We start from the raw sequence: 18206 nt of genomic DNA, 5'->3' as shown, positions 1-18206 counted from the left end.
GAGGCAGGATGAGAGTGCCTCGGGACGAGTCCCGGGGGCTTTCCTATGCCGCGGTGTCCGATTCGGCGGCAGAAGAAGAATGAAGGACCTACAAGGTCTTGTATCGAACTGAGGAGAACAATGTCCGAACCAGCCAACGAACGTCCAGGATTCAAGCGGGTCCTGCTCAAACTCGGCGGCGAAATGTTCGGAGGCGGCAAAGTCGGTCTCGATCCCGACGTGGTCACCAAGGTGGCTGAGCAGATCGCAGAGGTCGTTCGATCGGGCGTACAGGTTGCAGTGGTCATCGGCGGCGGAAACTTCTTCCGCGGAGCGGAACTGCAGCAGCGTGGCCTCGATCGCGCGCGCTCCGACTACATGGGCATGCTAGGCACCGTCATGAACTGCCTCGCTCTGCAGGATTTCCTGGAGAAGGCGGGCGTCGATTCTCGCGTGCAGACGGCCATCACCATGGGCCAGGTCGCCGAGCCGTACCTCCCCCTTCGCGCACGTAGGCACCTCGAGAAGGGGCGCGTAGTCATCTTCGGTGCCGGGATGGGTATGCCCTACTTCTCGACTGACACCACTGCTGCGCAGCGCGCGCTGGAGATCGGTGCCGAGGTAGTGCTGATGGCCAAGGCTGTCGACGGCGTCTACTCGGCCGACCCGCGTCTCGACCCGGACGCGACGATGTACGAACAGATCACGCACCGTGAGGTCATCGAACGTGAGCTCAAGGTCGCGGACGCGACGGCATTCAGCCTGTGCATGGACAACTCGATGCCGATGATGGTGTTCAACCTCCTCACCGAAGGAAACATCGCTCGCGCGGTGTCCGGTGAGAAGATCGGCACCCTGATCAAGTCGTGAGTGACACCCAAAAAATGATGCAGAACAACATGGAGGAACAGCCGTGATCGATGAAGCGCTCTTCGAGGCAGAAGAGAAGATGGAAAAGGCTGTCACGGTAGCCAAGGACGATCTCGGCTCGGTTCGCACCGGACGCGCGAACCCCGGTATGTTCTCGCGCATCGTGATCGACTACTACGGTTCGATCACGCCGATCACGCAGCTCGCGAGTATCAACGTCCCCGAGGCCCGCATGGTCATCGTCAAGCCGTACGAGGCTTCGCAGCTCAACGCGATCGAGACGGCGATCCGCAACTCGGATCTCGGGGTGAACCCGTCCAACGACGGCAGCATCATCCGCATTTCGGTTCCGCAGCTCACGGAAGAGCGTCGACGTGAACTGGTGAAGCAGGCCAAGTCCAAGGGCGAGGATTCGAAGGTCACGCTGCGCAACATCCGCCGCAAGGCGATGGACGAACTCGGCCGGATCCAGAAGGACGGTGAAGCCGGCGAGGACGAGGTCGGTCGCGCAGAGAAAGAACTCGACAAGACCACGGCGAAGTACGTGCACACGGTCGAGGAACTCGTCAAGCACAAGGAAGCAGAGTTGATGGAGGTATAGCCTCCTCATTTGCAGTGTTTGTCGTCGGGAGTAGATCAGGGAGTTTGGGTGCACGCACAAGAGGGAACCGCCGGTGGTCCCGTCACGGACGGGCCTACGGGCGGCGCTGAGGGCGCGCAACCGCCGAAGTCGAAGGCGGGCAGGAACCTACCTGCCGCCATCGGCGTCGGAGCTGGCCTCGGCGCCTTGGTCATCGGCACTTTGATCTTCCTGCCCCCCGGATGGATCGCCGTCGTTGCGATCGCGATGTTCATCGCGACGTGGGAGGTCACCACGCGGCTTCGTGAAGCCGACATCGAGGTGCCGCGAATTCCGCTTCTCGTCGGCGGGCAAGCCACGATCTGGCTCGGCTGGCCGTGGGGACCGGTCGGGGTGCTCAGCGGATTCACCGCGACCGTCCTGGTATGCATGGTGTGGCGGTTGTTCGACCACGGCCTCAAGGCGACCCCGAAGAACTTCCTGAGAGACACCTCCATCACGGTGTTCGTTCTGGCGTGGATCCCGCTGTTGGCGTCATTCGGTGCGTTGATGGTGCTCGAAGACGACGGCCCCGGTCGCGTCTTCGTCCTGATGATCGGTGTCGTGTGCTCCGACATCGGCGGCTACGCGGCTGGAGTGCTGTTCGGGAAGCATCCGATGGTGCCCGCTGTGAGCCCGAAGAAGTCCTGGGAGGGATTCGTCGGCTCCCTCATTTTCTGCGTCATCGGCAGTTTGCTTTCGGTGACGTTGATCCTCGACGCGAATTCGATGATCGGCGTCCTGCTCGGTGTCGTCCTGGTGGTAGTCGCGACGGTCGGCGACCTGATCGAATCGCAGATCAAGCGTGAACTCGGCATCAAGGACATGGGAACCTTGCTTCCCGGCCACGGCGGAATCATGGACCGCCTGGATTCACTCCTGCCGTCGGCATTTGTCACCTGGCTGATTCTGTACGCACTCGTCTGATTTCGCGTGCGTGATTTCTTCTCCGGCCGTTCCAAGCCGATCCCCAGCCCGAACATCTGGCATTGGCCGGACGTGTACGAAATCGAGAACCGCGCGCAGGACGTCGACGGTTCCCTCTGGGCGGCGATGCGAGCCCGGGTCGACTGGACTGGACGCGATGTCGTCGATGTCGGCTGTGGGGCGGGGTTCCATCTACCGGAGTTCGCTCGTACTGCCCGTCGTGTTGTCGGAGTGGAGCCGCACGCACCGCTGGTGAAGGCCGCGCGGGAACGAACCCGCGATTCGGCGTCGATCGACGCAGTCCAGGGTTCAGCAGAGTCCACGGGTCTGGTGGATGCTTCAGTCGATCTCGTCCATGCCCGTACGGCGTACTTCTTCGGAAAAGGCTGCGGCCCGGGAATTCGTGAAGCAATGCGCATCCTGAGGCCCGGGGGAGCCCTGCTGATCGTGGATCTCGATGTGAGCGCCGGCCCGTACGGGGAGTGGATGAGGGCGGATCTGCCCAAATACGATCCCGCGGCGGTCGAAGGATTCTTCGAGGCTCAAGGGTTCTCGCTCACGCGTGTCGACGCCCGGTGGGAGTTCGAGAATCGAGACGATATGCGGCGGGTACTCGGAATCGAGTTCACCGAGAAGACTGCCGAGCGTGCGTTCTCGCAAGTAACAGGGCTTGCCTTCTCGGTGCGATACCGGATCCATGTTCGGTCCAAACCACGATCACTCGAACTTGCGTGAAGGCGGGCTCAAAAGACGAACGTCAGGCGCTCCGACTTGAGCGCCTGACGTTTTCTGCTCCGATTCAGTAGTAAAAAAATCAGTGATCGGTGGGGATGTGGAACAGGGTGGCGAGCTTGTGAATCTTCTTCGCCTTGGCGAGCTTGGGCAAGTCGCTGCCGTCGCGCACGCGTGAGCCGTCTTCGCCGAGATCGTCGATGACATTCTGAGCCCAGATCGCGTCGGCTACAGAGGGACTCAGTCCTGCGTTGACGGGGGCAGTCTGCGCGGTGGTCATGCAGAGTTTGCCGGCCATGCCGAGTGACAAGGTGATCGCACAGTCTCGGGCGAGCAGATCCAGATCGGGGCCGAGCGTGGGACCGTCGATCGGCGGAGCGATGCGTGCCGCGCGGCTGGCGATGGTGAGCCGCGAACGCGGGTACGACATCGACGTGGGGGAGTCGTCCATCCCAGTGTCGCGCCGGAAGTCGCCGCTGCCGAATGCGAGACGGAAGATGCCGTCAGTGCGTGCGATCTCGGGCGCAGCCTCGAGTCCCACCGCGGATTCGACGAGAGCAAGAATCTTGGTGCCGTCGGGAAGTCGCTCGGCCGTGGCGTCGGCCTGCTGACCGCTTTCGGTCTTTGCGAGCATGACACCCTCGAGTCCGGGGAGGCCCGCGAGTACGGCCAGATCCTCTTCCCAGAACGGTGTCGTGGCGTCGTTGATCCGAACCCAGGCGTGATTGTGTTCGCTCAGGAATGCGGCGACATCGCGGCGGGCAGCTGGTTTGTTGGGTGCGGTGACGGCATCCTCGAGGTCGAGAATGACGGCGTCGGCCGCACTCGCGAGTGCGGCGTCGAAGGTGTCCGGTTTGGACGCGGGGACGAGGAGCCAGGATCTTGCCTGCTGCGGGGCAATTCGCGAGGTCACAGGTCTCTCCATGTGAGTAGTCACATCAGGGCCTTTCCGGTGATTTCCACGACATCAATGATGCCTGCTGGCCCATCGATCGACCCAATTGCGTAACTAGATTTCAGTCACATCTGCCGCTTCGCTGCGCGCCGGATCTGAATGATGCGAACGCCACCTGCCAACGCCATGATCAACGCGCCCGCGATGGCGGAAAGCAGGATCGTGATTCCGAGCGGAAAGTCGATCTGCCAGGCGAGGATCTTGACGGAGACGCTCTCGAGGTTCTGCAGGATGAACACCAGCAGTAAGATCAGCACAATTGCGCCTATGACCAGGCCAACCCAGGTCGTCGCAGCCCTGGTTCGGTCGGTGACCGACGTTCCGGTCGGCACCGGTTCAGGCGTCGGTGTCGGTTCCGGATCGTGTTTTTCCACTGCCTTGTTCTCGTCCACCTTCGGAAGTTCCGGATCGGGGCCGAAACCGTCGGCTGGGCCGTACACGGGGGAATTCGACGGATCCTCTGGTGTGGTTGACATGACATGATCATCACTCAACCTGCGCGAAGTTGCACGGGTAATCCGGCCACAATCGGGTGGCAGTGGGGTAGCACCCCAAAACAATGGGACAATGGTGTAACTATGGCTGCCTCTCTTCCCCTCGTTTTCACTGCACCCAAGCGCGGAATGCCTCCACGGCACCTCGCCGATCTCGATTCCGCCGAGCGCAAAGAAGCGGTGAAAGAGCTCGGCCTTCCGGCTTTCCGGGCCGATCAGCTGGCGCGTCAGTACTACGCGCGGCTGGAAGCCGATCCGGAGAAGATGACCGATCTCCCCGCATCGGTGCGCGAGAAGGTTGGGGAGTCGCTGTTCCCGACCTTGTTGACCCCGATCAAGCACCTCGCGTGCGATTCGGGCGACACTCGCAAGACCCTGTGGAAGGCACATGACGGAACGCTGCTCGAAAGCGTCTTGATGCGCTATCCCGACCGGGCAACACTTTGCATCTCGAGTCAGGCAGGCTGCGGAATGGCCTGCCCGTTCTGTGCGACGGGTCAGGGCGGCCTCGACCGCAACCTCTCGACCGCCGAGATCGTCGATCAGGTTCGCGAGGCAGCGGCTGCCATGCGCGACGGTGAAGTTGCCGGCGGCCCCGGACGCCTCTCGAACGTCGTGTTCATGGGTATGGGCGAGCCTTTGGCGAACTACAAGCGCGTGGTGGCAGCGGTACGACGGATCACCTCGCCTGCACCCGACGGCCTCGGCCTGTCTCAGCGGTCCGTCACGGTCTCGACCGTCGGCCTAGCTCCCGCTATCCGCAAGCTCGCTGACGAAGGCCTGAGCGTCACGCTGGCGGTATCGCTGCACACACCGGACGACGAACTGCGCGACACTCTTGTCCCGGTCAACAATCGCTGGTCAGTGTCGGAGGTACTTCAGGCTGCCCGGTACTACGCAGACAAGACCGGTCGCCGTGTGTCAATCGAGTACGCGATGATCAAGAACGTCAACGATCAGCCGTGGCGTGCGGACATGCTGGGCAAGAAGCTGAAGAAAGCACTCGGCGGGTTGGTGCACGTCAACCTGATTCCGCTCAACCCGACTCCGGGCAGCGAGTGGGACGCGAGCCCCAAGGACGTCGAGCGCGAGTTCGTGCGTCGGGTCATCGCCCAGGGCGTCTCGTGCACGGTGCGCGATACGCGCGGTCAGGAAATCGCCGCAGCCTGTGGCCAGCTGGCAGCCGAGAACTGAAACGTTCCAGGCCTGAAACACGTAAAGAGAAGGCCTCCACGAACTTTCGTTCGTGGAGGCCTTCTCTTTGTCAGGTTTCTAGCGCGGGCGGCGACGGATGACGATGTCGCGGACCAGAATGAAGATCATCAATCCGGCGGTGCCGATGAGCCACAGATCCTCGACCTTGCCGTGATGGTTTCCGATCATCATCAGAAGCAGGAATATTGCGAAGAACCATCCGAGGAAACGGAAAAACTTGAGTCCTTCACCACTCCACCCCCATGCGGCAGAGGGAACCTCGGCCTCATCGACGTGCGAGACCACGACGGGGGCGCTGGACTTGACGTCCAACTGGGTATCGGCCACGGTCGATCCTCCTGCTCATTCGGTTGCACTACTGCCCAATATGGTGACATACGACTGCCTGTCGTACGTAGTTGGGCGTCGATAAGGTTGTTCTCAGGTGTTATCAGGAACAATGGGCGAGTGCAGGAAACCACACGTACCCGCGTCCTCCTCCTCGGCAGTACCGGTTCGATCGGTACCCAAGCGCTGGAGGTCATCGCTGCCAACCCCGACCGTTTCGAAGTAGTCGGTCTTGCAGCGGGCGGCAACAACGTCGAGTTGTTGGCCGAACAGATTCGTGCAACCGGCGTCACGGACGTCGCCGTCGCCGATCCTGCAGCGGCATCGGCGCTGGAATCGGTAACCGCCCGTTCGGGACCGAGCGCCGTGACAGAACTGGTTCGGGACAGCGGTGCCGATGTTGTCCTCAATGCGCTCGTCGGTTCGTTGGGACTCGAACCGACACTGGCGGCTTTGAACTCGGGAGCGCGCCTGGCGCTGGCGAACAAGGAATCGCTTGTCGCCGGCGGAGCGCTGGTGACGAAAGCCGCCGCCCCCGGTCAGATCGTGCCGGTCGACTCGGAGCATTCGGCGCTTGCCCAGTGCCTACGTGGTGGAACAGGCGACGAGGTGGCCCGGTTGGTTCTCACCGCTTCGGGTGGGCCGTTCCGTGGCTGGAGCGCCGAGGAGCTCGAAAGTGTGAATCCGGCTCAGGCAAAAGCGCACCCCACCTGGTCGATGGGCCCCATGAACACCCTCAACTCGGCAACTCTGGTCAACAAGGGCCTCGAGTTGATCGAGACGAACCTGCTGTTCGGGATCGACTACGACCGCATCGACGTCACCGTGCATCCGCAATCGATCGTGCACTCCATGGTGACCTTCTTCGACGGATCGACGCTGGCACAGGCGAGTCCACCGGACATGAAGCTCCCGATCGCTCTCGCTCTCGGCTGGCCGGACCGCATCGAAGGTACGGCGTCGGCATGCGACTTCACCACCGCCTCCACCTGGGAATTCGAGCCGCTCGATTCGTTGGTGTTCCCCGCCGTCGATCTGGCGCGAAGCGCAGGAAAATCCGGAGGTTGCTTCACCGCGATCTACAACGCGGCCAACGAAGTGGCGGCTCAGGCATTCCTCGACGGTGTCATTTCCTTCCCGGCGATCGTCCGCACGGTGGCTGCTGTTCTCGACGATGCAGGTCAATGGTCCGCAGAACCGGTTACCGTGGACGACGTTCTGGCCGCAGACGGCTGGGCACGCACACGAGCGCGTCAGCTCGTGAAGCAGGAGGGCTAGAGCTTTCATGGTTTTTGCACTGGGCGTAGTGCTGTTTGCCCTCGGCATCGGCGTGTCCATCGCCCTGCACGAAGCCGGTCACATGTGGACGGCCAAGGCTTTGGGAATGAAGGTTCGCCGCTACTACATCGGATTCGGACCGAAGATCTTCTCGTTCCGTCGAGGTGAGACCGAGTACGGCCTCAAGGCGCTGCCGCTGGGCGGATTCTGCGACATCGCGGGCATGACGGCCCTCGACGAGATGACGCCTGAAGAAGAGCCGCACGCGATGTACAAGAAGGCGGCGTGGAAGCGCGTCGTGGTCATGTCCGGCGGTATCGCGATGAACTTCATTCTCGGGTTCCTCCTGATCTACGCATTGCTCCTCGGTTGGGGTCGAACCAGTACGGAGCCGGCACCGCCTGTTGTCAAGGGCGTGACGTGTGTTGCTCCGACGCAGCTCGGTCAGGATCAGGGGTGGAAACTCGCGGATTGCACCGGTACCGGCCCGGCGGAGGCAGCCGGAATTGCTGCCGGCGATCGGATCGTCGCGGTGGACGGTCAACCGACGGACACTTTCGCCAAGGTTTCCGCGGCGATCCGCGACAAGTCCGGGACAGTCACGCTCACAGTCGAGCGCGGCGACGAGACTGTTCAAGTTCCGGTCGACGTATCGCCGGTTGAGCGTTACGTAGCCATAGAGGGCAGCACAACGCCGGAACTGGCAAAGGTAGGCGCTGTCGGAATCGAGGGTGTCAGCAATCTGATCGAGTACAACGCGCTCACTGCTGTTCCGGCGGCCTTCGACTTCACCGGCCAGATCATGGTCGACTCGGTGAAGGCGTTGGCTGACATTCCGTCGAAGGTGGGGGCTCTGTGGGAGTCGATCACGGGCGGCGAACGCGCTCAGGACACACCGATCAGCGTGGTCGGTGCCAGCGTTATCGGCGGTGAAGCGGCGGACCGTGCACAGTGGGCGACGTTCGTCGGACTGCTCGCATCGATCAACTTCTTCCTCGGTGTTTTCAACATCCTGCCGCTGTTGCCGCTCGACGGCGGTCACATCGCGGTGGTCTTCTACGAGAAGATCCGTGATTGGTTCCGCGCCCGCCGAGGCTTGATTCCCGGCGGCCCGGTCGACTACACGCGACTCCTTCCGATTACTTACGTATTCATCGTGATCGGTGGCGCGTTCATGTTGCTGACACTCACGGCTGACATCGTCAATCCGATCAAGATCTTCTGACCGTGTGAGAAGGGTGACGGTTGCCGCGCGGTAGTGCGGCGATCGCCCGGCTAAACTTGCAGTGAAGCTATGAAAGAAGGCACAGACGTGACCATCCCTATCGGACTGGGAATGCCCTCGGCACCCGCAGCGATTCTTGCTCCTCGACGCAAGACACGGCAGCTGCAGGTCGGCACGGTAGGTGTGGGCAGCGATTTCCCCATCTCGGTGCAGTCCATGTGCACCACGAAGACGCACGACGTCAATGCAACGCTGCAGCAGATCGCGGAACTGACCGCGTCCGGTTGCGACATCGTCCGTGTCGCCTGCCCGCGTCAGGAAGACGCGGACGCGTTGTCGATCATTGCGAAGAAGAGCCAGATCCCGGTTATCGCCGACATCCACTTCCAGCCGCGCTACATCTTCGCGGCAATCGATGCGGGATGCGCTGCGGTGCGCGTCAATCCGGGCAACATCAAGGAATTCGATGGCCGTGTCAAAGAGGTGGCCAAGGCTGCCGGTGACGCAGGCATTCCGATCCGTATCGGTGTCAACGCGGGATCGCTCGATCCTCGGTTGATGGAGAAGTACGGCAAGGCGACGCCCGAAGCGTTGGTCGAGTCCGCGCTGTGGGAGGCCGGGTTGTTCGAAGAGCACGGCTTCGGTGACATCAAGATCTCCGTCAAGCACAACGATCCGGTGATCATGGTCGAGGCTTACCGCCAACTCGCCGCCAAATGCGATTACCCGTTGCACCTCGGCGTCACGGAGGCAGGGCCGGCGTTTCAGGGCACGATCAAGTCCGCGGTCGCCTTCGGTGCGCTGCTCGCGGAGGGTATCGGCGACACGATCCGGGTTTCGCTCTCGGCCCCGCCGGCCGAGGAAATCAAGGTCGGTAACCAGATTCTGCAGTCTCTGAACCTGCGTCCCCGCAAGCTCGAGATCGTCTCTTGCCCCTCGTGTGGCCGTGCACAGGTCGATGTCTACACACTTGCCGACGAGGTCTCCGCCGGCCTCGAAGGCATGGAGATCCCGCTGCGCGTGGCAGTCATGGGTTGCGTCGTGAACGGACCGGGTGAAGCGCGTGAGGCCGACCTCGGTGTGGCGTCCGGCAACGGCAAGGGCCAGATCTTCGTCAAGGGCAAGGTCATCAAGACGGTGCCCGAGGCGCAGATCGTCGAGACGTTGATCGAAGAGGCGATGAAAATTGCCGAAAGCATGGAGGGTGACGCTTCGGAGGGTGCGCCGGTCGTCACCGTGAGTTGAGTGATTGCCGGATGAATCTTCCCCGTCGGTGTCAGGTTCGTGGCAATCTGAGTGCATCATGATCGGGTAGTGATATTCGTGGACGCGCAGTCGAGTCGAGGGGGTTGACGGATGCTCAAACTCCTCGGAGCCAAGCAGGTCGGAAGTCGAGATCTCGAAGACGTCCGACGGGTACTCGACGCCGATCCGGTGGCGGCCTGCATGATTGCCGCGCGCGTCGAAGAATGTGGCGTCGACCCACGAATGATTCACGGCGAGCTGTGGAGTCGAGGCGGGCCGTTGTCCTCACTGTGCTTTGCCGGGGCGAATCTGGTTCCGCTTCGAGGCGATCCGGATGACATTCGGGCATTCGCCGACCGTGCCTGTCGGATTCCGCGCATGTGCTCGTCGGTGGTCGGCCGCGCCGAATTGGCGTTGCCGCTGTGGGAGATGCTCGAGCTCGATTGGGGAACTGCGCGGGAGGTTCGCCCCGAACAGCCGTTGCTCGCGGTTTCCGAGCCGCTGGCGTGCCCGTCGGATCCACTGGTCCGGCAGGTTCGCTCGGACGAACTCGAGATCTATCTGCCTGCCGCGATCGCGATGTTCATCGAAGAGGTCGGAGTCGACCCGCGTGCCAACGACGGTGGGCGCGGATACCGGCACCGTGTCGCTAGCCTGATCGCCGCTGGTCGAGCGTGGGCGCACATCGAGGACGGCCAGGTCGTTTTCAAGGCGGAGGTCGGTTCGATGTCTGCTCGCTGTGGCCAGATCCAGGGTGTGTGGGTCAACCCGGAATTTCGTGGGCAGGGCTTCGGCGTGACCGGTACAGCGGCTGTAGCGGAGTCGATCATGGCGACCGGTCGCATTGCGAGCCTGTACGTCAACAGCTTCAATACGATTGCGCGGTCGACCTATTCGCGGGTGGGGTTCCGACAGGTCGCGACCTTCTCGACGGTGCTGCTCGACTGACCGTACAAGCTGCGTGCAATGGTCGCGCCTACGCTGGGTGGAGCATTTGTCGCCCTACTATGGGGCTCGATGAACACTCGGCATTTCTCTCGTAGTCGCTCGGCCCAACTGTTGGCCTCCTGCACCGTGATTTTCTTGGCGGTGGGGATCAGTTCGTGTACTCCGAAACCCGCCGGCCCCGAGCCGGTCGCGCAGCAGTTCCTGAGTGCGTTCGGTGACAGGGATATCGACGAGGCAGCAAAACTGACGGACCGGCCTGACTCCGCGGGTCCTGTATTGAGTGACACCTGGGATGCGCTCCAGGCCGAGTCGATGACTGCCGAGACCACGTCGGTGAAGATGAACGGTGACACTGCGACGGTCGGCTACACCTACGAGTGGCACCTTCCGAAAGACCGCGTGTGGACGTACGACGGCGAGCTGCAGATGGGACGCAAGGACGGCGACTGGTCCGTCCGGTGGAGTTCGACGGACGTTCACCCGCGCCTCGGTGACAAGCAGACGATGTCGTTGCGGGCAACCGCGGCGCCGCGAGCGCGGGTCAACGAGCATTCGGGCACGGATGTCCTGGTGCCGGGAATTGTCTACCGAGTGAAGTTCGATCGCTCCAAGAGCAACGACATCATTGGTTCCGCAAACAATCTCGCAAGTGTTCTCGGTCGGTTCGATTCTTCGCTGACGGGTCAATCGATCGCCGAATCCTCGACGGCCGTCAAGGGCGACTATCTGGTGACCCGCCTGCGCAGTGACGACTACGACCAGGTATCGGCGCAACTGGGAGCTATCTCGGGAGTATCTGTCTCGGACGAATCGGATCTCGTGTCGACCGACCCGGAGTTCGCGCCTGACCTTCTCGGGCAGATCAAGAAGACGATCATCGACGAGGTCGACGGCAAAGCCGGCTGGAGTGTCGTCACGGTCAACCAGAACGGCGTCGACACCGATGTGCTGACCGAGACTGCGCCGCAACCTGTTCCGTCGTTCAGTATCAGTTTGGACCGCAACATTCAGATCGCTGCTCAGCGTGCCGTGAACGTGAACAAGGATCAGGCGATGATGGTGGTCATCGAACCGTCGAGTGGGGCGATCCTGGCTGTCGCACAGAACAAGGCAGCAGACCGCGACGGACCGGTCGCGACGATGGGTCAGTATCCGCCCGGTTCGACGTTCAAGATCATCACGGCAGGCGCGGCAATTTCGACCGGTCAGGCGACCCCCGACACGATGGTGCCATGTCCTGGCCGGATCGAGATCGGTGAGCGCAGCGTCCCCAACTACAACGAGTTCTCACTCGGCACGGTGCCGATGGCAACGGCCTTCGCGCGTTCGTGCAACACGTCCTTCGCCAAGCTGGCCAGCGAGATGCAACCAGACACGTTGACCACTGCCGCAGCGCAGTTCGGCATCGGCCAGGACTACAACGTGGTGGGATTGCCGATCGATTCCGGTTCGGTGCCGCCGGCGTCGGACCTGGTGCAGCGGACCGAAGACGGGTTCGGTCAGGGAAAGGTCGTGGTCAGTCCGTTCGGAATGGCGATGGCAGCGGCGACGGTCGCGAACGGTTCGACTCCGGTGCCGCAACTGATTTCAGGGCGCGAAACCACCATCGACGGTGAGCGCCCGGCGATCACACCGGCCATGGTCGACGGTCTGCGCGGAATGATGCGACTCGTGGTCACCAGCGGTACTGCAGAACGCGTCGAAGATCAGGGTGAGGTGTACGGCAAGACCGGTGAAGCCGAGGTCGAAGGGGGATCGCACGCGTGGTTCGTCGGCTATCGCGGGAACCTGGCCTTCGCGACTCTGGTTGTGCGGGGCGGAAGTTCGGACAACGCCGTCGCAGTCACCCGTGACATGCTCACCGCCCTGCCTGAAGGCTACTGACCCGTCAGGGGAGCAGTCCCAACCGCCGGGCGGTCACCACGGCTTCGTGGCGTGAGCTCGCGTCCAGCTTTCCCATCGCGCTTCGCAGATAGCTCTTGACTGTTTCCGGGCGAAGGGAAAGCCGTTGGCCGGCTTCGATGTTGGTGCAGCCGAGTGCGACCTGAGAGAGAACGTCCACTTCACGCGGGGTGAGCGTGACGTCGGATTCGGCGTCGGCGGTGGGACGGAGCAGGTTGGCCAAACGCTGGGAGAGTCCGCGGAGTTTGGTCTGCAAGTCGGTGTCGGTGACGGTCTGGGCGACACTGCGTAGTTCGGCGTGGACTCCGCGGATCTCTTCCGAAGACATACCGTCGGCGGTAGTCGCGGCGGCGGCCTGCAGTAGTTGCAGGCGACGATCGACTTCGTCGCGGATGGCGAACTCCATCCCGAGACGCCGGGATGCGCCGACCATGACGTCTGCTGTTCGGTCACCCAACGGAGCGGAATCGCGGATCGCGGCGTAGAGCACAGCGCGCGATTTTCCCGAAACCATGACCGGAACGGCGATGATCGAATGCAGGCCCTCGCTGAGAACAGGACGGTCGAAGTGATGAGTGATGGACTGCGAATTGCCGTAATCGTTGACGGTGATCGGTGAACCCTGGGCTACGACGCGTCCGCCCATGCCCGAGCGCGGCGGGATGGCCAAGCCCTTGAGGTTGTTGGTGCGGGTGCCGACGAATTCGCTCAGGTGCAGGGTTCCGTCCTGGACCTCGCCTCCGAACAGCACGGGAACAACGCCCTGAGCTGCGATTGTTCGGAGTTCACCTCGCATTGCGTCCCCGTCGCGGGGGCGCAGAAGTGACGAAGCATGTCGGTTCACGCAGGTACCCCTTTCTGGGGGTAGTGAAGTTCTCTTGTGAGCTAGATCATAGGGGGTGAACAGTACGTATGACGAGCCACCAACGTAACCGGTCGGGCCAACCATACGACGATCGATAAGGAGCAAGTTGATGAGCACCGATCCCACCGCACGGGTGCGCGAGCTGCTGGACCAGTACGACACCCCGCATGCCAGCGCCGCAGAATTGCTCTGCGATCGGCATCCCGCGGATGGCGTTGCATTCACCGTCGTCGAGGCAGACCTTAGCTCGGTGGACCTCACTTACGGTCATCTACGTGAGCAGTCCGCGCGTTTCGCGGCAGCTCTGGCCGACCTCGGAGTCGAGCCGGGTGACAACGTCGCGACCTTGATGGGTAAGTCTGCGGACCTGGTGGTCGCGCTCCTCGGAATCTGGCGCCGCGGAGCGGTCCACGTGCCCTTGTTCACGGCGTTCGCTTCGCCGGCCATCGCTTTCCGCTTGACGGCCAGCGGCGCGAAGGTGGTCATTTCCGACGCCAATCAGCTCGAGAAGCTCGCGCCGGGAGAGGACATCCCCGCCGACGCAGCGTGGCAGGTCATCGTCGCGGGCGGCGCGGCCGGTGACGAGTTGGACTTCGACGCACTTGTCGCAGCTCAGGATGCCGAAGACCCGAAGGGCGCTGCTCAGGCAGTCGGCGGTAACGCACCGATGGTGCAGTTGTTCACCAGTGGCACCACGGGAACACCCAAGGGCGTGCCGGTTCCGGTGCGCGCGCTCGCCTCGTTCCACGCATACCAGGAGTTCGGCCTCGACGTCCGAGAGGACGACGTGTTCTGGAACGCCGCAGACCCGGGCTGGGCGTACGGGCTGTACTACGCGTTGCTCGGCCCGCTTGCCGCCGGCACGCGAAGCTTGCTGCTGCACGCCGGATTCTCCGCGCCGCTGACGTGGCAGATCATCGAGAAGTTCGGTGTCACCAATTTTGCCGCCGCTCCGACTGTCTACCGCAGTCTGCGTGCCGACAAGGCTCCCGTTCCGGAAGGCATCTCGCTGCGCCGCGCTTCCTCGGCCGGTGAGCCCTTGACTCCGGATGTTGTTGCGTGGTCGAAGAACTCGTTGGGCGTCGAGGTCCGTGATCACTACGGCCAGACCGAGCACGGCATGTTCATCGTCAACGCCTGGGCCGACGGACTTCGCGACGATGTCCGTCCCGGATCCATGGGTCGTCCGTTGCCGGGTTGGTCTGCCGCTGTGCTGGAAGACAATTCGGATGACATTGCACCGGCCCGCACTCAGGGCCGCGTGGCGATCGATACTCACAACAGCCCGTTGATGTGGTTCACCGGGTACGTCGATGCGCCGGAGAAGACGAAGCAGCGATTCAGCGAAGACGGCCGCTGGTACATCACCGGTGATGCGGGAATGACGGACGAGGACGGATTCTTCTTCTTCTCCTCGCGCGACGACGACGTCATCATCATGGCGGGCTACCGCATCGGTCCCTTCGACGTCGAGAGCGTGCTGGTCATGCACGAGCACGTCATCGAGGCCGCCGTGGTGGGCATGCCCGACGAGTTGCGTGGTGAGGTTCTCGAGGCGTTCGTCGTTCTTCGCGAAGGCGTCGACGGCGACGACGAACTCGAGAAGGAACTGCAGACGTTGGTGAAGAAGAAGTTCGCCGCGCACGCGTACCCGCGCACGGTGCACTTTGTTCCGAACCTGCCCAAGACCCCGAGTGGGAAGGTTCAGCGGTACATCTTGCGGAAGGGATAAACCCCTGCTGTGCGCCTTTATTAACCCCCGGCGGTTAACAAAGGCGCACAGCAAGGTCAGCGCCGACGAATTCTGCCGACCACCATGAGGGCGATCAGGGTGACTGCAAGCAGCAGTGTCGTATTTGCTGCGGCAAGAAATACCTGGCCACGGTCGGTGAGTCCGAAGATGCTGACCGGCAAGGTCTTCCATGTCGCCGGGTAGACCATGACCGTTGCGCCCAGCTCACCCATCGACAGTGCGATGGAAAGCCCGGCAGCCGCACCCAACGCTGGGAGCACCAGCGGTAGCGTTACCCGTGTCAGCACCCGCACCGGGCCGGCGCCGAGTGATTCGGCAGCTTGACGGTAGGCGGGATCGAGCCGTTCGAGCGCGGCCGATACGGAACTGAAGGCAAAGGCAAGCACCAAAACCGTGTGAGCGAGAATCACGATCCACTTGGTGCCGCCGAGCAGTAGCGGGCGCTCGTTGAAAGTGATGAGCAGACCCAAGCCGATCGCGACCGACGGAACCGCAATCGGTAAATGGAATACGGCATCGGTGATGCGCCGCAGCCACATCGGTGCCTCACGCGAGGCCAGCGCGGCCCACGTTCCGACGATCAATGCCAATGCCCCCGCGATGAATGCAGTCTGCAAACTGACGATCAGGCTGGCGAAGTTCTCGTCGGACAGCGCCGTGGAGAAGTTCTTGCCGCCGAGATTCGACGGGAGTGGACCGGTCCACGATCCGGCCAAGGCAGCCGCGACGACGGTGGCGATGGGCGCGACGAAAACCACCGCGACGACCAGGGTGAAGAATCCGAGTACGAGGGCCCTAGAGCTTCGTGTCCACAGCAGCACGGCTGCCTCCCATCAATCTGTTGAAGGTGAATCGGTAGAGGCAGTACAGGCCGAGTGAGAGTGCGACCTGGACCGTCGCGATCACTGCTGCGCCGGGCAAGTCGAAGGTGACAATGCCGCGGGTGTAGATGAGGACCGGAAGAGTTACGACGTCTTTTGCTCCGGTGAAGAGCACGATGCCGAATTCATTCAGTGTCATCAGAAGTACGAGCGATCCACCGGCCAGGAGGGCCGGCCACGCTTCCGGCATCACCACCTGCCGCAGAACTCGGACGGGTGACGCGCCGAGACTGGCTGCCACGTCGAGTTGTTCACGCGGAATCTGGGTGAACGCTGCCAATAGCGGACGCACGACAAAGGGTGTGAAGAAAGTGATTTCGGCCGCGATCACACCGAACGGAGTGTTGAGGAAATTCAGTGGGCCGCTCGCATCGCCGGTGATGCGGACGATCAAGGCGTTGACGGCGCCGGCTGTCCCGTACAGGAACGTGAACGCCAGCGTGATCAGGAAAGACGGCAGGGCGAGCACCGTGTCGATCAATCGCCCCACCACCTTGGATCCGGCGAACGGAACGAAGGCCAGCACCAAGGCGAGGAAGGTTCCCAGGATCAGGCAACCCAGGGTCGACGCCACGGCGATTTGGATGGTCTGCCAGAGCGCGGTTCTGAACAGTTCCGAACCGAGCACGGACGACCACGTGGACAACCCGGTGCCATCTGCGGTGCTCAGAGATTCCGTGAGGACACGCGCAGTGGGATAGACAGCAAACACGAGGACAAGAAGCAGTGGTGGCAGCGTCCAGCCGATCCGGCGCCACGGGATCGGGTCTTTGTGCTGGGGCGCAGCGGTTTCGGGGCGTTCCAGGGTTGTCGTCATGGGTGGCGATCTGCCGGAACCAGGACACTGCCGTCCGTGGGCAGGACGACGCCCACTTCGGTGTCGACCGGTCGTTCGTCGTGCCCTGGAACATCCGCGTCGACGCGGACGTCGTCGAGGCCACGTACAGCCAGCGTCAGACGCGTCGTGGAACCGCGCCAGACGCTCGAGACGATGCGCGCCGGGAATGATCCTCGTGCGCCGACACCGGTTACGGCTACCGCGTGTGGACGAACACACAGGTAGGCGTCCATGTCGGACTCCCATTCGATGTGCCCGATCTCGGGCTGCGGGGCGTGAGCAGTGAACGGCGTGCCACCGATCGAGACCAGCGCGGAGGTGCCGATGACGCGTGTGACGGTGCAAGGCAGCAGGTTGGCACCCCCGAGGAACGCCGCGGTGAAGCTGGACGGCGGACGTTTCCACAAGGCCTCAGCGGTGTCGATGTCCGCGAGTCTGGCGTTGCGCATCACTGCGATTCGGTCTGCCAGCGCCAGGGCTTCACTCTGATCGTGCGTCACATAGAGCATGGCTGTGTCAGGTAGTGCTGCGCGCAGTCTCGCCAGTTCGCCGAGCATGCTCTCGCGAAGTTGAGCATCCAGGGCGGCCAGTGGTTCGTCGAGGAGGAGTACTCCAGGGCGAATTGCCAACGCTCGGGCAATGGCGATTCGCTGCTGTTGACCGCCGGAAAGTTCACGGGGAAGCCGCTTTCCGTACGCCGACATCCCGACCATGTCGAGGGCTTCGGCCACGCGAGTGCCGATCTCCGACCGCGGCACGCGATGGGCTCGGAGTCCGAAGGCTACGTTTTCGGATACTCGCATGTGCGGGAAGAGAGCGTACGACTGAACGACGACGCCGATACCGCGTTGTGCGGGAGGCAGATTGGTGATGTCTCGGGTGCCGAGCTTGACGGAACCGGACGTGGGGCGGACAAATCCCGCGAGGGCCTTCAGAGCGGTCGACTTGCCGGATCCACTGGGCCCCAGCAGTGCCACAGTTTCACCCGGCGCCACTCGTAGATTGAAATCGACGAGTGCATGGGTTGCGGTCTTCCCGCGGCCGTAGGCGACGTTGACGCGATCGAAGGTGATGGCCGGAGCAGAATGTTCGATCGCTCCGTGAACACCGACGGTCTCGGGGAGCGTCCGCCCCAGTCTGGTTCTTGCCATGA

At 62.6% G+C, this 18206-nt stretch carries 18 protein-coding genes; 11 read left to right on the top strand and 7 right to left on the bottom strand.

The window, feature by feature from the left end; translation table 11 throughout:
- Positions 1-120: 120 nt before the first annotated feature.
- The 4 genes from pyrH to ABH939_RS07520 are packed head-to-tail and all read left to right on the top strand — an operon-like array spanning position 121 to position 3130.
- Entirely contained in the window at positions 121-849 is a 729-nt protein-coding gene (pyrH, locus tag ABH939_RS07535; RefSeq protein WP_003942722.1) for a UMP kinase, read from the top strand.
- A 43-nt stretch (positions 850-892) separates the two neighbouring features.
- Positions 893-1450 carry a ribosome recycling factor gene (gene frr, locus ABH939_RS07530; protein ID WP_003942777.1) on the top strand — a complete coding sequence of 186 codons (558 nt, stop codon included), beginning with the start codon at positions 893-895 and terminating at the stop codon, positions 1448-1450.
- Positions 1451-1498: 48 nt separating this feature from the next.
- Entirely contained in the window at positions 1499-2395 is an 897-nt protein-coding gene (locus ABH939_RS07525; RefSeq protein ID WP_003942673.1) for a phosphatidate cytidylyltransferase, read from the top strand.
- A gap of 6 nt (positions 2396-2401) precedes the next feature.
- Positions 2402-3130, top strand: a complete 729-nt coding sequence (locus ABH939_RS07520) for a class I SAM-dependent methyltransferase (RefSeq protein ID WP_166502168.1) — start codon at positions 2402-2404, stop codon at positions 3128-3130.
- A gap of 79 nt (positions 3131-3209) precedes the next feature.
- On the opposite strand, the gene ABH939_RS07515 is transcribed toward ABH939_RS07520, so the two are convergent.
- Complete coding sequence (locus ABH939_RS07515; protein WP_030535660.1) at positions 3210-4052, bottom strand: CoA ester lyase; 843 nt, start codon at positions 4050-4052, stop codon at positions 3210-3212.
- A 95-nt stretch (positions 4053-4147) separates the two neighbouring features.
- Complete coding sequence (locus tag ABH939_RS07510) at positions 4148-4558, bottom strand: lipopolysaccharide assembly LapA domain-containing protein (RefSeq protein ID WP_073512295.1); 411 nt, start codon at positions 4556-4558, stop codon at positions 4148-4150.
- A gap of 102 nt (positions 4559-4660) precedes the next feature.
- Between ABH939_RS07510 and rlmN the strand changes: the two genes are divergently transcribed.
- Positions 4661-5770: a 23S rRNA (adenine(2503)-C(2))-methyltransferase RlmN gene (rlmN, locus tag ABH939_RS07505; protein ID WP_003942816.1), complete on the top strand. Its 1110-nt coding sequence runs from the start codon at positions 4661-4663 to the stop codon at positions 5768-5770.
- A gap of 78 nt (positions 5771-5848) precedes the next feature.
- On the opposite strand, the gene ABH939_RS07500 is transcribed toward rlmN, so the two are convergent.
- Positions 5849-6118 (bottom strand): DUF2631 domain-containing protein, encoded by a 270-nt coding sequence (locus ABH939_RS07500; protein ID WP_003942762.1) that lies wholly within the window; start codon positions 6116-6118, stop codon positions 5849-5851.
- A gap of 120 nt (positions 6119-6238) precedes the next feature.
- Between ABH939_RS07500 and dxr the strand changes: the two genes are divergently transcribed.
- From dxr to ABH939_RS07475, 5 genes are all read left to right on the top strand, one after another.
- Positions 6239-7396 (top strand): 1-deoxy-D-xylulose-5-phosphate reductoisomerase, encoded by a 1158-nt coding sequence (dxr, locus tag ABH939_RS07495; protein WP_063316575.1) that lies wholly within the window; start codon positions 6239-6241, stop codon positions 7394-7396.
- A 7-nt stretch (positions 7397-7403) separates the two neighbouring features.
- The gene (locus ABH939_RS07490; protein ID WP_404649523.1) at positions 7404-8621 is read left to right on the top strand and encodes a M50 family metallopeptidase; all 1218 of its coding nucleotides are present in this window, start codon (positions 7404-7406) and stop codon (positions 8619-8621) included.
- Positions 8622-8708: 87 nt separating this feature from the next.
- Positions 8709-9866 (top strand): flavodoxin-dependent (E)-4-hydroxy-3-methylbut-2-enyl-diphosphate synthase, encoded by a 1158-nt coding sequence (gene ispG, locus ABH939_RS07485; protein WP_007734888.1) that lies wholly within the window; start codon positions 8709-8711, stop codon positions 9864-9866.
- 111 nt (positions 9867-9977) lie between these two features.
- Entirely contained in the window at positions 9978-10814 is an 837-nt protein-coding gene (locus ABH939_RS07480) for a GNAT family N-acetyltransferase (protein ID WP_003942692.1), read from the top strand.
- A gap of 69 nt (positions 10815-10883) precedes the next feature.
- Entirely contained in the window at positions 10884-12698 is a 1815-nt protein-coding gene (locus ABH939_RS07475; RefSeq protein WP_404649522.1) for a penicillin-binding transpeptidase domain-containing protein, read from the top strand.
- A gap of 4 nt (positions 12699-12702) precedes the next feature.
- On the opposite strand, the gene ABH939_RS07470 is transcribed toward ABH939_RS07475, so the two are convergent.
- Positions 12703-13512, bottom strand: a complete 810-nt coding sequence (locus ABH939_RS07470) for a LuxR C-terminal-related transcriptional regulator (protein ID WP_042450799.1) — start codon at positions 13510-13512, stop codon at positions 12703-12705.
- Between the two features lie 178 nt (positions 13513-13690).
- Here ABH939_RS07470 and ABH939_RS07465 point away from each other — a divergent pair, with 178 nt between their 5' ends.
- Positions 13691-15313, top strand: coding sequence for an AMP-binding protein (locus ABH939_RS07465; protein ID WP_003942743.1), 1623 nt, complete (start codon positions 13691-13693; stop codon positions 15311-15313).
- Between the two features lie 56 nt (positions 15314-15369).
- On the opposite strand, the gene ABH939_RS07460 is transcribed toward ABH939_RS07465, so the two are convergent.
- Genes ABH939_RS07460 through ABH939_RS07450 form a run of 3 tightly spaced genes read right to left on the bottom strand, consistent with a single transcriptional unit; the run spans position 15370 to position 18204 of the window.
- Positions 15370-16155, bottom strand: coding sequence for an ABC transporter permease (locus ABH939_RS07460; RefSeq protein WP_209448603.1), 786 nt, complete (start codon positions 16153-16155; stop codon positions 15370-15372).
- On the bottom strand, positions 16130-17032 hold the full coding sequence (locus ABH939_RS07455) for a 2-aminoethylphosphonate ABC transporter permease subunit (RefSeq protein ID WP_149357715.1): 903 nt from the start codon (positions 17030-17032) through the stop codon (positions 16130-16132). The genes ABH939_RS07460 and ABH939_RS07455 overlap by 26 nt, the downstream gene beginning before the upstream one ends.
- Complete coding sequence (locus ABH939_RS07450) at positions 17029-18204, bottom strand: ABC transporter ATP-binding protein (protein WP_007734894.1); 1176 nt, start codon at positions 18202-18204, stop codon at positions 17029-17031. Before ABH939_RS07450 ends, ABH939_RS07455 begins: the two co-directional genes overlap by 4 nt.
- Between the last annotated feature and the right edge of the window lie 2 nt (positions 18205-18206).

This window comes from Rhodococcus sp. 27YEA6, from assembly GCF_044908235.1.
Taxonomy (GTDB): Bacteria; Actinomycetota; Actinomycetes; order Mycobacteriales; family Mycobacteriaceae; genus Rhodococcus_F; species Rhodococcus_F qingshengii.
Note: the sequence above shows the minus strand (reverse complement) of the source record. Positions and strands in the feature narration are given on the sequence as shown.

Bases quoted from the DNA above. Each gene is read 5' to 3' on its own strand.
- pyrH (WP_003942722.1), top strand. From the start codon at position 121: ATGTCCGAACCAGCCAACGAACGTCCAGGATTCAAGCGGGTCCTGCTC.
- ABH939_RS07515 (WP_030535660.1), bottom strand. From the start codon at position 4,052: ATGGAGAGACCTGTGACCTCGCGAATTGCCCCGCAGCAGGCAAGATCC.
- ABH939_RS07510 (WP_073512295.1), bottom strand. From the start codon at position 4,558: ATGTCAACCACACCAGAGGATCCGTCGAATTCCCCCGTGTACGGCCCA.
- rlmN (WP_003942816.1), top strand. From the start codon at position 4,661: ATGGCTGCCTCTCTTCCCCTCGTTTTCACTGCACCCAAGCGCGGAATG.
- ABH939_RS07490 (WP_404649523.1), top strand. From the start codon at position 7,404: ATGGTTTTTGCACTGGGCGTAGTGCTGTTTGCCCTCGGCATCGGCGTG.
- ABH939_RS07480 (WP_003942692.1), top strand. From the start codon at position 9,978: ATGCTCAAACTCCTCGGAGCCAAGCAGGTCGGAAGTCGAGATCTCGAA.
- ABH939_RS07475 (WP_404649522.1), top strand. From the start codon at position 10,884: ATGAACACTCGGCATTTCTCTCGTAGTCGCTCGGCCCAACTGTTGGCC.
- ABH939_RS07470 (WP_042450799.1), bottom strand. From the start codon at position 13,512: ATGCGAGGTGAACTCCGAACAATCGCAGCTCAGGGCGTTGTTCCCGTG.
- ABH939_RS07465 (WP_003942743.1), top strand. From the start codon at position 13,691: ATGAGCACCGATCCCACCGCACGGGTGCGCGAGCTGCTGGACCAGTAC.
- ABH939_RS07455 (WP_149357715.1), bottom strand. From the start codon at position 17,032: ATGACGACAACCCTGGAACGCCCCGAAACCGCTGCGCCCCAGCACAAA.
- ABH939_RS07450 (WP_007734894.1), bottom strand. From the start codon at position 18,204: ATGGCAAGAACCAGACTGGGGCGGACGCTCCCCGAGACCGTCGGTGTT.